Raw genomic sequence first — 13,073 nt, forward strand, 5'->3', positions numbered from 1 at the left:
GGATAAAAATTATGAAAACAGTAATTTGCTTAGCGAGCAATAACGCACACAAAATAGACGAGCTAAAGAGCCTTTTAGGAGATACTTTTGAAGTTAAAACACTTAAAGAAATAGGGTGTTTTGAGGAAATAGAAGAGACCGCCAATTCTATGGCTGGAAATTCCTTGATAAAGGCACAGTATGTTTTTAATACCTATGGTTTAAACTGTGTGGCAGACGACTCCGGTTTAGAGGTAGATGCCCTTAACGGAGAGCCAGGTGTTTATTCTGCAAGATATGCCGGAGAGCATGGTAACCATGAGAAAAACATGGACAAATTGCTGGAAAATCTAAAAGGAAAAAGCGATAGAACGGCGAGGTTTAGAACGGTTATCACGCTTATTTTAGATGGAGTGGTGGAAATGTTTGACGGTACGGTGGAAGGTCAAATTATAGCACAAAAAAGAGGATCTCAGGGCTTTGGCTATGACCCAATTTTTATTCCAAATGGCTATGAAACCACTTTTGCAGAAATGACAATGGAACAAAAAAATCCAATAAGTCATAGAGGCAGAGCCATTCAGAAACTTATTGGATTCATAAAAATGAAAGGGTAGTAGCTTATTCTTCAGAAATATCTGAAATAGACTACCTCATTCTATCCGCACTTTTTACGAGCTTATCATCTTTTTTGATGAATCTATTCGCCAGCCAGTTTAAGGCTAAAGAAGCAAAACCAGCATAAAGACCAATCTCAAAAGTACCTTCGCCAGCACCTTCTAAGGTCATGGCGTCATTTTTTACATGGTAAATACTAACAGCTACTGCAGCCCCAATTAGAAGCGAGTTTAACGCTACAAAAAGCATCTGCCTCACTCTGTTTCTAAACTGGAATATGGTGAAAATGGCCAAAACTATGGCGATTCCAGCCATTACGGCTACATAGAAAATATCCTTACTGTAAGAAGCCAAGCTCCCCTTAGTGGCTAAAATATGATAAGCGTTTACTATAATTTCTCCAGAAGCTGTTTGGCTTGACCAAATGTTGTTAGACAAAAAGATGCCAAGGCCTGCGGCAGAAAGGAGAAGTAAAACAGATTGAATTCTTTGAAGCATAAAAGTCAAAATTTTTTGCAAAGATATTTATTCTCTTGTAAGCTCTTCAATAATTTGTTTATGATATGGAAATTCTTGTGCTAATTCGGCTCTTATGGCCATTTGGAAGTCATTAAAATCAAATCCGGGTGAGACTGTACAGCCCACCAATGCATATTCTGAACCATGCTGTGGTCTGGAGGCAAACCAGACATGAGCAGGGATGCATGCTTGGAACACTTCTCCTTTTTCAGGATTAGACCCTAAAACTGTTTTAATGAGGTTTCCGTCAAAATCTATATGAAAAATTTCTAAAGGGTCGCCAGCATAAAAATGCCAGAGTTCATCAGATTGGATTTTATGAAAGGCAGAGAAGTTTCCCTTTTCCATTAAAAAATATATGGCAGTGGAATAGTTTCTTTTCTTTTTAGTGCCCGCCATTTCAAAAACAGCATCTTCATCAGATCTGTAAGTTTCCTTGTAAAAACCACCTTCTGGGTGAGAAATGAGATCTAATTTTCTAATCCAGTATGCTGCGTTTAACATTTATTCGTTTTTGTTCAAAAATAATGTAATTTTTGTGTCAAATTTCTCGCAATTGCTTTCATGAATAAAACCTTTAGGTCTTTTATTTTTCCTGTTCTTCTAGTTTTGGTCAATCTCATTTCTGTCTTTTTCTTTTTTAGAAAGGATTTAACGGAGGAGAAAAGGTACAGTATTTCTGAGGCCAGTAAGAATATAGTCCGCAACCTTGATGAGCCTATTGAGATACAGGTACTTTTGGATGGGAGTGACTTACCCGGTGGTTTTGAAAGATTAAAACAAGCAGTAGAGGAAACGCTTGATGAGTTTAAAAACTATGGCGGAGCAAATGTTTCTTTTAGTTTTTTTGACCCCAATTCTATTGGAGATCCTGCTCAGAAAAATGCTTTGATTGACTCGCTTTATAGCAAAGGGGTTCAACCTACCAATGTTTTTGATACTAAGGGAGGTAGAAAAACAGAGACCATGGTCTTTCCTTATGCTCTTGTTTCTTACCAGGGAAATCAGCAGGGAGTTCTTCTTTTACAGGGAAATCAGGCCTTATCAGCAGAACAAAAGCTAAACCAGTCTTATGAAAACCTAGAATACTCCTTTGCATCGGCTTTTAGGAAACTAACATTGAAAGAAAAAAAGAAGATAGGTTTGTTAACTGAGTTTACGAGTTTGGCTCCTATGAATTTTGCCGGTTTAATAAGTAGTCTTCAAGAGTATTACGATTTGTATTTTGTGGATGCAGCCACTTCGGAGTCTTTCTTAGGTTTGGATGCCTTGATTTTACCAAAACCAGACAGACCTATAAATGATTCTACAAAATACAAGATTGATCAATATGTGATGTATGGTGGAAAGACACTTTTCTTTGTGGATGGTTTGAAAGTAGATTCGGTGGGTTTGGAAGGGAGTTTTGCTCAACCTTTTGAAAGTAACCTTCAGGATTTGTTTTTCAAATATGGCCTTAGGTTAAACTATGACATGATAAAAGATGGAGGCAGTGCCGCTATGGTTCCATTGGTAGTAGGAAATATGGGCAACAAACCTAACATCCAGCCTATTCCATATCGTTTTTTTCCATTGATCAATAACTTTGGGAAAAGTCTTATTACCAAAAATCTAGATTTAGTGGTGACCAAATTTGCATCTTCTATTGACACGGTTCGTAGTTCAGGAATAGTCAAAACATCATTGTTAAAAACATCGGCATATACCAAAATTTTAAACGCTCCAGCCCTTATTACTTATAATGACGCTCGAACAGATACAGATCAACAAGAGTATAATAGTGGAGAGAAATCTATTGCCTATTTATTAGAAGGCACCTTTACATCTCTTTATGAAAACAGGATTTTGGAGTCCGACGAAAGGAGTGAAAGCTTTAAAAGCGTCAGTGAGCCCACCAAGATGATTGTTTGTTCGGATGGAGATCTAGTTGTAAATGAAATTGAAAGACGTTCTGGTGAACCATTTCCTTTAGGTTATGATAAGCTTAGTAAACATACTTTTGGTAATAAGGATTTTCTAATGAACGCTATTGATTATTTGGTAGACGAAAATGGTGTAATAAATGCTCGGGGCAAGGAGGTAAAATTAAGGCCACTGGATGCTATTAAAACCAGGGATAATAGATCAGAAATACAGTTAGTTAATCTTCTTATACCTTCGGTTTTGATAATTATCTTCGGCTTACTAAGAGAGCTCTTCTGGAAGCGGAAATATGCACGTTAATTTCTAAGTCATTAAAAAGTAATAAGAAAGGCCAAGTTTCTTTCAATTTGAGTAACTTTGCCTAATTTTAAAACCCATATAAAACAGAGATTCAAATATGAAGTTTGTTGTTTCTTCTTCTGAATTATTGAAGCACTTGGCGACTATAAGTGGTGTTATTGCCAGTAACCCAATAGTTCCGATTTTAGAAAATTTCCTATTAGAGCTAGATGAAGGTAACCTTACCATTACAGCTTCTGATATGCAAACAGTTATGATGACTGAAGCACAGGTAGAATCTTCTGATAAAGGTTCTATTGCAGTTCCAGCAAAGTTGTTGATGGAAACACTGCGTAGTTTACCTGAGCAGCCAGTTACTGTAAATGTGGATCAAGATAGTTTTGGTATAGAGCTAGTAACCTCAAATGGTAGGTTTAAACTGGCCGGAGAGAATCCAATGGATTTTCCTCGTGCTCCAGAAGTAAACAGAAATTTCAGCATAGAGTTAGATTCTAATGTTTTGGGTGCTGCTATTTCAAATACTATTTTTGCGACAAGCACGGATGATTTAAGACCAGCCATGACGGGTGTTTTTATTCAGGTGGGTTCAGAACATACTACATTTGTAGCTACAGATGGTCATAGACTTATAAGATATAGAAGAGAAGATGTGAAGTCTGAAAATACGACTTCCATGATTTTGCCGCGTAAGGCTTTAACACTTTTAAAGTCAAGTTTACCAAGTGGCGTTGTTCCTGTGAAGGCAGAGTTTAGTAACTCTAATGCATTTTTTAGCTTTGGAAACATAAAAATGATTTGTCGTTTAATAGACGAGCGTTATCCAGACTATGAGAATGTAATTCCGCAAAACAATCCTAATCACATGAAGATTGGCAGAGCGGAGTTGCTAAGTACTTTGAAGAGGATATCTATCTATTCTAATAAAACAACGCACCAGATAAGGCTTAAAGTGACAGGAAACGAGCTTGAGATTTCTGCCGAGGACTTAGATTATTCTAACGAGGCCACCGAGAAGCTAGTTTGTGAGTATACTGGAGAAGATATGGAAATTGGCTTTAACGCAAAATTTCTGGTAGAAATGTTAAGCAATTTAAATACAGATAATTTAACGCTAGAAATGTCTCAGCCAAACAGGGCTGGGCTGATAGTTCCTGAAGATAAAGAAGAGAATGAAGATATGCTATTATTGGTAATGCCAGTAATGCTTAATTCGTACTCATAATAGATACTTACCCGTTTTCTATGAAAAAAGAGCCTGGCGAAAGTCGGGCTTTTTGCGTTTTTAGAAGATATCAATATAGACCGCTTTATTCATTAGGAAATCTCCCGATTTTATCGGGACTGAAGCTAAATTGCTTCCCATCGGCAAGCTCAGGGTAACTCAAATCAGTTCGCAAACCCATTTAAACTCAATCACCAGAACCCTTCGACCAAATGCTCAGGGTAAACTGCTATGCTAATCTCGTTTAAATGTCTGATTTATTCCACTTTAAAACTTATTACGATTCTCCAAAGCATAAAACGGGTTGAATTCAGGGAAGGCTAGTACACAAATTTCTATTGCGTTTATAGTATTAGGCCAGGTAAAATTTAAAATAAGTAATACAAGAGCGTTAGATATCAGGGATATTTTTTCGGGGAGAATGTATACCCTAAAGCATAAAAAAAGCTTCGTCAATTTGACAAAGCTTTCTTATTAAAACGGGAGGTAAATCCTTATTAAACAACTTTCACCCTTACGGCTGTAGGTCCTTTGGGGCCCATTTCTATTTCAAAGATAACTTTGTCTCCTTCGCTAATTTCATCAAGTGTATTATTCACGTGAACGAAAATACTGTCTTGGCTTACCACATCTTTAATAAAACCGTAACCTTTAGAGTCGTTATAGAAGCTTACTGTACCTTTTCTCTCTATATCTTCAGGTGGTCCATCCTCTCTCTTTGGTATTCCAATTTCTATATCGTCTGCGTCTATTTCCTCTTTTACTCTAGTAGGATCTGGCGGAGTGTTGGTAATGTTTCCAAACTCATCCACATAGGCAATCATGTCTTCTAACTTTCCAGATTTGTCAATATCCTTCCTAGCAAGTCGTTTTTCCGCCTTGTCTTTCTTTCTTTTCTCTTTTTTGTTTCGTACTTCTTTTTTACTGAATGTTTCTTGCGACCTACCCATATTCTAATTTAAATTAAACAATAAATACAACCTCTAGCTGCACACCAATATTATACAAAAAAGAAGCGGAATGCACAAAGGTATTCTAAAAAAACCTTTACTCAATGAGATAGTAAGTTAATATTAACGTATTGGAAGCCGAATTTAATATATACAATTAAGAGTACTTTGGAAATTGGTCAAAATCGGGTTTCCTTTTTTCTAAAAACGCATCTCTGCCTTCTCTGGCTTCATCTGTCATATATCCTAGACGGGTGGCTTCTCCAGCAAAAATTTGCTGACCTATCAGTCCATCGTCAATCATATTAAAAGAGTACTTAAGCATTCTGATGGCCATTGGACTCTTCTCTAAAATTTCTTGTGCCCACTGAAAGGCCGTGTCCTCCAGCTCTTCATGAGGAATTACAGCATTAACCATACCCATATCAAAAGCTTCTTGGGCATCGTAGTTTCTCCCTAAAAAGAATATCTCGCGTGCTCTTTTTTGTCCTACCTGTCTGGCTAAATAAGCAGAACCAAAGCCGGCGTCATAGGAAGCAACATTGGCGTCTGTTTGTTTAAAAATGGCATGCTCCTTACTGGCGAGAGAAAGATCACAAACTACGTGAAGGCTATGCCCTCCACCAACAGCCCAACCAGGAACCACACAGATAACAGGTTTGCTCATGAAACGTATTTGTCTCTGAACATCTAATATGTTTAACCTTCCTACGCCTACCTCATCTTTATAACCGTCTTTTCCTCTTGCGTTTTGGTCCCCGCCACTACAGAATGCCCAGCCACCGTCTTTGGATGATGGACCTTCGCCAGATAGCAAAACCACACCAATATTTCCATCGTTTCTGGCGTCTTCAAAGGCATCTATAAGTTCAAAAACAGTTTTAGGTCTAAATGCGTTACGCACTTCTGGTCTATTGAAGGCTATTCGTGCTACTCCATTAGCCTTTTTATAGGTGATGTCTTCGTATTCTTTGGCGATAGTCCACTGTGGGCTTGGCATAATGTTCCTGTTTTTTGAGCTTAAATTTAATATTATTATTGTGCTGGACGAGCTAAAGTGCTATCCAAAATGGTAGAAAGTTCGCTCACAGCGGATATACCAAAGAAACCGAGAGCCTTTTTATTGGAATTGGCATTTAGATTAAAAACGTTAGTTGGGATATTTGCTGGAGGTGTAGCAAAAATACCACCGTTGCCAGACTCTTGCCTTACCTGCTGAAGGTATAAGTAGGCGTCAGGGGTTATACTCCAAAGTTCCACTTTTATTTTGTCGTTATGTTGATAAAGACCATCGTTTATAGAAGATCTCAAAGGCAAAATAAAAAGAATACCGTCAGATTTAGAGCCGGGAGAAAAACCAGCGTCATAAGCCAATGATATTTGAGAGGGTTTGTTTAATAACACATCGTTTTTGATTGTCCTTATCCAATAGGTGTCATCTGGCCCAATAAGGTCTTTGGCATAAAATTGAGCAAGATAACCGTCTTTTTTAGAGCCATCCGTAGGTTCAATAGGGAAGGAGAAAGATTCATAGGCGATAGAGTCTATAGCGGGCACACGTTTTAGTTTAGAAAGTGCAGCATATTCTTCGTTCTCATATTTTATGTATAAAACATACTGGCCATCTTCTTTCAGAAACTTGGCATTTTCTTTCAGGAGAATGTACTCTCCATTTTCTAATTCTGTAAATGGGTGTGCGGTGCTGTCTTCTTCCCAAATAATGACTTCAGCACCCGTTACGCCCCTCACAGGAGCGTTGTCAAAATAACCTTGAGAGAGGCTTAGTTTGATGCGTTGGTCTTCATCTTTATTAGTTAACCAACCATCCACTACCAGTTGGTCTACGCCTTCCTGAATGTCTATGTTTACCACGTCTTCGCAAGAGAATATGGCAACAGAAGAAATGGTGAGTAGAAAGCCAAATATTGTTATCTTTTTCATAGGACTAAAATTTGAAGTTGTAGGTTACCGCAGGTAGGATAGAGGCAAAAACGGAATATTTGACAGCCTCTGTCATTTGAAGGTTATCTTCGTTTTGTCTCACATATACAGAAAAAGGATTTCTGCGGTTATAAACGTTATATATGGAGAATACCCATTCGCTTTCTCCCTTTTTAAAGAAAGCATGTTTGTTCTTTTTTGTAGCAGCAAGATCTAACCTGTGAGAAGCGGGTATGCGGTAAGAGTTTCTGGTGTCGTAAGGGTTATGTGGTAGAGCTATTCCTTGCCAAACGTATTTATTGGTAGGGAAAGATGCGGGTGTGCCTGAAGAAAAATTGAAAGTTGTAGAGAAGGTCCATTTATTGCCTTTGTCGTAGATTCCAACAAGAGAAAGGTTATGCGTTTTGTCTATTCTTGCAGGAAACCAATTGTCGTTATTTAGACCTTCTACAAGTCTTTCTGTCCTTGCCAAGGTATAACTGATCCAGCCATTAAAAATCCCTTTATTCTTCTTAAGGAAAAATTCGGCACCGTAAGCTCTCCCTTTTCCGTTAAGAAGGTCGGCTTCAACGGCAGGGTTTAAGAACAAATCGGCATTTCTAACGTAATCAACCTGATTCTGAAGTTTTTTATAGTATACCTCAACAGACGCTTCAAAAATATTATTATTAAAATTTTGGAAATATCCCAAGGCTACTTGGTCGGCAATTTGCGGCTTTATGTTATTGCTACTCGGCGTCCAAACATCTAAAGGAGAAGAAGCCGTGGTGTTGGACAAGAGGTGAACATATTGAGCCATGTGATTATAGCTTACTTTAATAGAGTTTTTGGAGCCTAAGCCGATGTTAGCAGAGATTCTTGGCTCCCAATTGCCGTACTGCTGAATGACCTCACCTTTTGGCACAGTGACAATAGCCTCTACGTTTTTACGCTCACCAGGTGCTACACCTACGTCATTTAGAATGACTTTATTGCCTTTACCTATATAGCGATAATCAGAATATCTAATACCGTATTGTACAGATAATCGATTGGTAATCCTTTGCTCATTCGCCAGATATAGGGCAGACTCTACGGCGTACTTATCTGGTAAACCGATGCTGATGCTTTCTCCACCAGAAACCGCCTCGGCCTGACCAGGGTTAAATCTGTAGTAGATGCTTTGTCCTCCAAAAGAAAGGGTATTATTAGGGTTTAAGAAATATTGAAAGTCGGGTTTAATACTATAATTTTCTACGTTAGAGTCCCATCTGAAAGAATCTTGGTCGTCTTTGTTGCTCAAGTCGGTATCCAGCAAGTAGTTGTAATTGCTATAGAAAACGGTCGTGTTTAGAAATAGTTTTTCGTTAAATATATGATTCCATCGCAATGAGGTGGTGGTGTTTCCCCAGTTAAAACCAAAGTCGGCTCCGAACACATCTCGTCCTAAATATCCACTTAGGAAGACCGTGTTTTTGTCGTTAATTTTATAATTACCCTTAGCGGTGAAGTCATAGAAATAGAACTTGGAGTCTCTGAGGTCCTTATTAAGAAAGGGTTTTGCCAGAACGTCAATATAGGATCTTCTCAAAGCCACGATAAAGGAACCCTTTTCTTTGAGAAAAGGACTTTCATAGGCAAATCTTGAAAAGATGGTGCCAATGCCGCCGTTAAATTCCGGTTTTTTAGAATTTCCCTCCTTCATTCTTACGTCGAGAATAGATGATATTCGTCCTCCATAATTGGCAGGAATTCCGCCCTTTATCAGTTTCACATCTTTTACAGCGTCGGGATTGAAAACAGAGAGAAATCCAAATAGGTGAGAAGAGTTATAAACTGGGGCTTCGTCTAGTAGCACCAAGTTTTGGTCAATCCCGCCACCTCTTACATTAAAACCAGAAGCACCTTCGCCTACAGTACTTACGCCAGGTAGAAACTGAATGCTTCTTATAATGTCTACTTCGCCTAGAAAAGCAGGCATCTTTTTAATGGTTTTCATTTCCACCTTATTGACAGACATTTCAATGCTGGTGACGTTTTCGTCTTCTCTTTGACCTTTAACCACCACTTCTTCTAAGGAAGAACTTGTAGGGTTTATTTCTAGATTAAGTTTCTGGTTTTCGGAGAGGTTGATTCTTTTAACTAAGGTTTCATAACCTATATAGGTCAATGTTAAGGTGTAGTTTCCTTTAGGAAGTGTTAGGGAGTAAAAACCATATGCATTTGTTTGAGTGCCTGTTTTTAATTCGTTAACGTATACCGAAAGACCTATCATTCCTTCGCCGTTTTCGCCATCTCTTATATATCCGCTAAGGCTACTGCTCTCTTGAGAAAAAGAGAAAAAGGGAAACAATAAAAGGATAAGAATCGAGTAATTGTTTATCTTCATTTTATGTTGATGCCGTATTTTTTTCAATGTCACGCAAAGATAAGGGTCTATAGGATGGTTTGTTATGGTTTTAGTGCTTATTGGCATAAAGAGTTTTTAATAAGGCTATTTTGTATTATAAACGGTTGAGGAATCCCATTAATTAAAATAATTTAATATATATTATTTCAATAGGCAATTTATTTAATATTATATTTGTCTAGTTTACACCCAATAAAAAAATGCAAGAAACCCAAATTATACGTGAGCCAATAGCCTACGAGAAGGTGCCAACTAGGATTTTCCAAAGTTCTGAGGAGGCCTCAAAAGCTGTTGCAAATGAAATAGCCGACATAATTAAATCTAAAACCAAGGCTGGTAACATGGCTGTTTTAGGTTTGGCTACAGGATCTTCTCCTAAAACTGTTTATGCAGAATTAATTAGAATGCATAAAGAGGAAGGGCTTAGCTTCAAAAATGTCATCAGTTTTAACCTTGACGAATACTATCCAATGCATCCTGATGCTGTTCAGAGCTATTGGAGGTTTATGAAAGAGCAGTTGTTTGACCATGTGGATATTCAGGAAGGTAACTTTCACATTCCGGATGGAACAGTACCACCAAGCCTTTTGGCAGCTCATTGTCAGGAATACGAAAAGAAAATTAAAGAGGCCGGTGGTCTAGATTTTCAACTTTTGGGAATTGGGGGAAATGGACACATTGGTTTTAATGAGCCAGGCTCTTTAGAGAATACCAAAACCAGGTTAATGATGTTAGACCAGTCGACCAGAGCGGCTGCAAAATCAGATTTTGGTGGAGAACTAACAAAGGTGCCTAAGAAAGCCATAACGCTAGGTGTGGCCAAAATACTTCAAGCCAAAAGAATCGTTTTACTAGCCTGGGGAGAAAGAAAAGCCCCTATGATCTGTAACGCTGTTGAGGGTACCGTTTCTGCCCAAAATCCTTCCTCTTATCTTCAAAAGCACCCTAACGCCCTTTTTGTGATAGACGAAGCGGCGGCATCTGGTCTTAAGAGAATGAAAACACCTTGGATGGTAGAAGATGTAGAATGGACCAACAGCATGACTAAAAAAGCTGTAACAAGTCTTTCTATAAGCTTAAACAAGTCTGTTCTTAAGCTGACCAATGAGGATTATAACGATAATGGCTTAAGTGACTTATTGGCATCAGCAGGTAATGCCTACGACATAAACATAGATATTTTTAATCAGCTGCAAAGAACCATTACGGGTTGGCCAGGTGGAAAACCGAAAGCAGATGATACGCATAGACCAGAAAGGGCTCAGCCAGAGAGAAAAAGATGTTTGATCTTTAGTCCGCACCCAGATGATGATATCATATCTATGGGAGGAACCTTTCACAGGTTGGTAGACCAAGGGCATGATGTACATGTGGCTTATCAAACCTCGGGGAATATTGCTGTTTCCGATGAAGAGGCACTTCGCTTTATCGAGTTTGTGGTGGACTATAACGAAAACTTTAAAGTAGAAAATGAACAAACTTTAAACGTGTACAAAGAAGCCCTAGACTTCCTTAACAACAAAAAGGACAGTGAGCTTGATAGTGATACTGTAAGATTAGTAAAAGGTATAATTAGAAAAGGAGAAGCTAAGGCTACTTGTAGGTTTGTAGGAATCCCTCCCGAGAATATACATTTCTTGGATATGCCATTTTACGAAACAGGAAGAGTTCAGAAAAATCCATTGGGCAAGGCAGATATTAAAGTCGTTTCAACGGTCATTGAAGAAATTAAACCGCATCAGATTTATGCCGCAGGAGACTTGGCAGATCCGCATGGTACTCATAAGGTGTGCCTAGACGCCATTTTTGAGTCTTTAAAAGAGCTGAGGCATAAAAATTACATGAAAGACTGCTGGGTTTGGCTATATAGAGGAGCTTGGGCTGAGTGGGATATTCATGAAATTGAAATGGCCGTTCCAATGAGCCCGCATCAGGTTATGCAGAAACGTATGGGTATTTTTAAGCACCAGTCTCAAAAGGATGGCGTGGTTTTTCAAGGTTCAGATTCTAGAGAATTTTGGCAAAGAGCAGAGGAGAGAAACCAAGGTACAGCAAAACTTTATAATGCTCTTGGCTTAGCAGAGTATGAAGCCATGGAAGCTTTTGTGCGGTATCATTTCTAAATAATTTGAGCATTTAATTGTTGCCGTAAAATAAAATTCTTAGGTTAGTAAAAAATTGTACTTAAAGGCATTTTTTTATAATAAACCTAAGAATTTTTGCGTTAAGTATATGTCTAACCCGACCACCTAAAGTACTAACGTGCAATAACCGATATGAAAAAAAGAAACATCAATCTGTTTATGGTTGTGCAATGGCTAATTTTTATGCCATTACTCTTACCGATGGGCATTTTAGCCGGAGCTTATGAAGGCATGAAAAAAACCTTTAATCAAGCCAATGCCGATATTTTTGAAAAGCAGGCTAACCTTACTGAAGTATAAATACCTCTTAATTGTCAAGAAGTATTTATGAAGTTCAGGTAGTTCTTCCTTAATGAAGGAATTTCATTGTTTCGTCTTTTATTTCCTCAGTTTCTAATTCAAGAAACTCTTCCCAAAAAGCGTTTTCTGGAAGCGGAGCTTTACAAAGAACAGGCTCTTTTTTCGTTGGATGAATGAAATAAACCCTTCTGGAGTGAAGGTTAATAGAAGCGTCTAGGTTTGGTTTTGGATAACCGTATTTCAAGTCGCCCCGTATTGGACAGCCCATGCTGGCTAGTTGTACACGAATCTGATGTGACCTACCAGTGATAGGCTCTACCTCAATCAAATGATGTTTATTAAGCGTACCTACATACCTGTAGTTTAGTTCGGCTTTTTTACTATTGGGCACCTCCTCATCATGGGCTGTAACGATGTTTCTGTCTTGATCCTTTACCAGCCAGTGAATCAGTTTGCCTTTTGGAATGCGTGGTTTATTTCTAGTAATGGCCCAGTATGTTTTCTGAATATGTCTTTTACGGAAAAGTTCGTTCATCCTTTCCAGTGCCTTAGAGGTTCTTGCGAAAATAATTAAACCACTCACGGGTCTATCTAACCTGTGCACCGTGCCTAAATAAACGGCACCAGGCTTATTATATGTCTCTTTGATATATTCTTTGACGTACTCTTCAAGCGTCTTGTCACCAGTTTTATCCCCATGGACAATCACGCCAGCTCTTTTATTGACTATTATCAGGTGATTGTCTTCGTATATTACTCTAAATGGTTTTTTCATATCTGTGCACCGT

The 13,073-nt window shown here is 38.3% G+C and carries 12 protein-coding genes; 5 read left to right on the top strand and 7 right to left on the bottom strand.

Annotation, left to right across the window (positions count from 1 at the left end):
• The first annotated feature begins 11 nt into the window (after nt 1–11).
• Nucleotides 12–596 (top strand): non-canonical purine NTP diphosphatase, encoded by a 585-nt coding sequence (locus ACTBZY_RS10635; protein WP_463046317.1) that lies wholly within the window; start codon nt 12–14, stop codon nt 594–596.
• A gap of 31 nt (nt 597–627) precedes the next feature.
• Here ACTBZY_RS10635 and ACTBZY_RS10640 read toward each other — a convergent pair whose 3' ends face one another.
• Nucleotides 628–1,095 carry a DUF4293 domain-containing protein gene (locus ACTBZY_RS10640; protein ID WP_463046318.1) on the bottom strand — a complete coding sequence of 156 codons (468 nt, stop codon included), beginning with the start codon at nt 1,093–1,095 and terminating at the stop codon, nt 628–630.
• A 27-nt stretch (nt 1,096–1,122) separates the two neighbouring features.
• Complete coding sequence (locus ACTBZY_RS10645) at nt 1,123–1,620, bottom strand: cupin domain-containing protein (RefSeq protein WP_463046319.1); 498 nt, start codon at nt 1,618–1,620, stop codon at nt 1,123–1,125.
• A gap of 60 nt (nt 1,621–1,680) precedes the next feature.
• Between ACTBZY_RS10645 and gldG the strand changes: the two genes are divergently transcribed.
• Nucleotides 1,681–3,339, top strand: a complete 1,659-nt coding sequence (gene gldG, locus ACTBZY_RS10650) for a gliding motility-associated ABC transporter substrate-binding protein GldG (RefSeq protein ID WP_463046320.1) — start codon at nt 1,681–1,683, stop codon at nt 3,337–3,339.
• Nucleotides 3,340–3,436: 97 nt separating this feature from the next.
• Entirely contained in the window at nt 3,437–4,561 is a 1,125-nt protein-coding gene (gene dnaN / locus ACTBZY_RS10655; protein WP_463046321.1) for a DNA polymerase III subunit beta, read from the top strand.
• A 497-nt stretch (nt 4,562–5,058) separates the two neighbouring features.
• Here dnaN and ACTBZY_RS10660 read toward each other — a convergent pair whose 3' ends face one another.
• From ACTBZY_RS10660 to ACTBZY_RS10675, 4 genes are all read right to left on the bottom strand, one after another.
• Nucleotides 5,059–5,511, bottom strand: coding sequence for a cold-shock protein (locus ACTBZY_RS10660; protein WP_463046322.1), 453 nt, complete (start codon nt 5,509–5,511; stop codon nt 5,059–5,061).
• A 157-nt stretch (nt 5,512–5,668) separates the two neighbouring features.
• Nucleotides 5,669–6,511, bottom strand: a complete 843-nt coding sequence (locus ACTBZY_RS10665; protein ID WP_463046323.1) for a 1,4-dihydroxy-2-naphthoyl-CoA synthase — start codon at nt 6,509–6,511, stop codon at nt 5,669–5,671.
• A gap of 35 nt (nt 6,512–6,546) precedes the next feature.
• Complete coding sequence (locus tag ACTBZY_RS10670; RefSeq protein ID WP_463046324.1) at nt 6,547–7,452, bottom strand: DUF4249 domain-containing protein; 906 nt, start codon at nt 7,450–7,452, stop codon at nt 6,547–6,549.
• A gap of 4 nt (nt 7,453–7,456) precedes the next feature.
• The gene (locus ACTBZY_RS10675; RefSeq protein WP_463046325.1) at nt 7,457–9,820 is read right to left on the bottom strand and encodes a TonB-dependent receptor; all 2,364 of its coding nucleotides are present in this window, start codon (nt 9,818–9,820) and stop codon (nt 7,457–7,459) included.
• Nucleotides 9,821–10,041: 221 nt separating this feature from the next.
• Here ACTBZY_RS10675 and nagB point away from each other — a divergent pair, with 221 nt between their 5' ends.
• Nucleotides 10,042–11,964: a glucosamine-6-phosphate deaminase gene (gene nagB, locus ACTBZY_RS10680; protein WP_463046326.1), complete on the top strand. Its 1,923-nt coding sequence runs from the start codon at nt 10,042–10,044 to the stop codon at nt 11,962–11,964.
• A 153-nt stretch (nt 11,965–12,117) separates the two neighbouring features.
• Nucleotides 12,118–12,285, top strand: a complete 168-nt coding sequence (locus ACTBZY_RS10685; protein WP_463046327.1) for a hypothetical protein — start codon at nt 12,118–12,120, stop codon at nt 12,283–12,285.
• A 49-nt stretch (nt 12,286–12,334) separates the two neighbouring features.
• Here ACTBZY_RS10685 and ACTBZY_RS10690 read toward each other — a convergent pair whose 3' ends face one another.
• Nucleotides 12,335–13,060, bottom strand: a complete 726-nt coding sequence (locus ACTBZY_RS10690; protein ID WP_463046328.1) for an RluA family pseudouridine synthase — start codon at nt 13,058–13,060, stop codon at nt 12,335–12,337.
• Nucleotides 13,061–13,073: the final 13 nt, after the last annotated feature.

Source organism: Arcticibacterium sp. (assembly GCF_055134445.1).

Bases quoted from the DNA above. Each gene is read 5' to 3' on its own strand.
- gldG (WP_463046320.1), top strand. From the start codon at position 1,681: ATGAATAAAACCTTTAGGTCTTTTATTTTTCCTGTTCTTCTAGTTTTG.
- ACTBZY_RS10675 (WP_463046325.1), bottom strand. From the start codon at position 9,820: ATGAAGATAAACAATTACTCGATTCTTATCCTTTTATTGTTTCCCTTT.
- nagB (WP_463046326.1), top strand. From the start codon at position 10,042: ATGCAAGAAACCCAAATTATACGTGAGCCAATAGCCTACGAGAAGGTG.
- dnaN (WP_463046321.1), top strand. From the start codon at position 3,437: ATGAAGTTTGTTGTTTCTTCTTCTGAATTATTGAAGCACTTGGCGACT.
- ACTBZY_RS10635 (WP_463046317.1), top strand. From the start codon at position 12: ATGAAAACAGTAATTTGCTTAGCGAGCAATAACGCACACAAAATAGAC.
- ACTBZY_RS10660 (WP_463046322.1), bottom strand. From the start codon at position 5,511: ATGGGTAGGTCGCAAGAAACATTCAGTAAAAAAGAAGTACGAAACAAA.
- ACTBZY_RS10690 (WP_463046328.1), bottom strand. From the start codon at position 13,060: ATGAAAAAACCATTTAGAGTAATATACGAAGACAATCACCTGATAATA.
- ACTBZY_RS10670 (WP_463046324.1), bottom strand. From the start codon at position 7,452: ATGAAAAAGATAACAATATTTGGCTTTCTACTCACCATTTCTTCTGTT.
- ACTBZY_RS10645 (WP_463046319.1), bottom strand. From the start codon at position 1,620: ATGTTAAACGCAGCATACTGGATTAGAAAATTAGATCTCATTTCTCAC.
- ACTBZY_RS10640 (WP_463046318.1), bottom strand. From the start codon at position 1,095: ATGCTTCAAAGAATTCAATCTGTTTTACTTCTCCTTTCTGCCGCAGGC.
- ACTBZY_RS10665 (WP_463046323.1), bottom strand. From the start codon at position 6,511: ATGCCAAGCCCACAGTGGACTATCGCCAAAGAATACGAAGACATCACC.
- ACTBZY_RS10685 (WP_463046327.1), top strand. From the start codon at position 12,118: ATGAAAAAAAGAAACATCAATCTGTTTATGGTTGTGCAATGGCTAATT.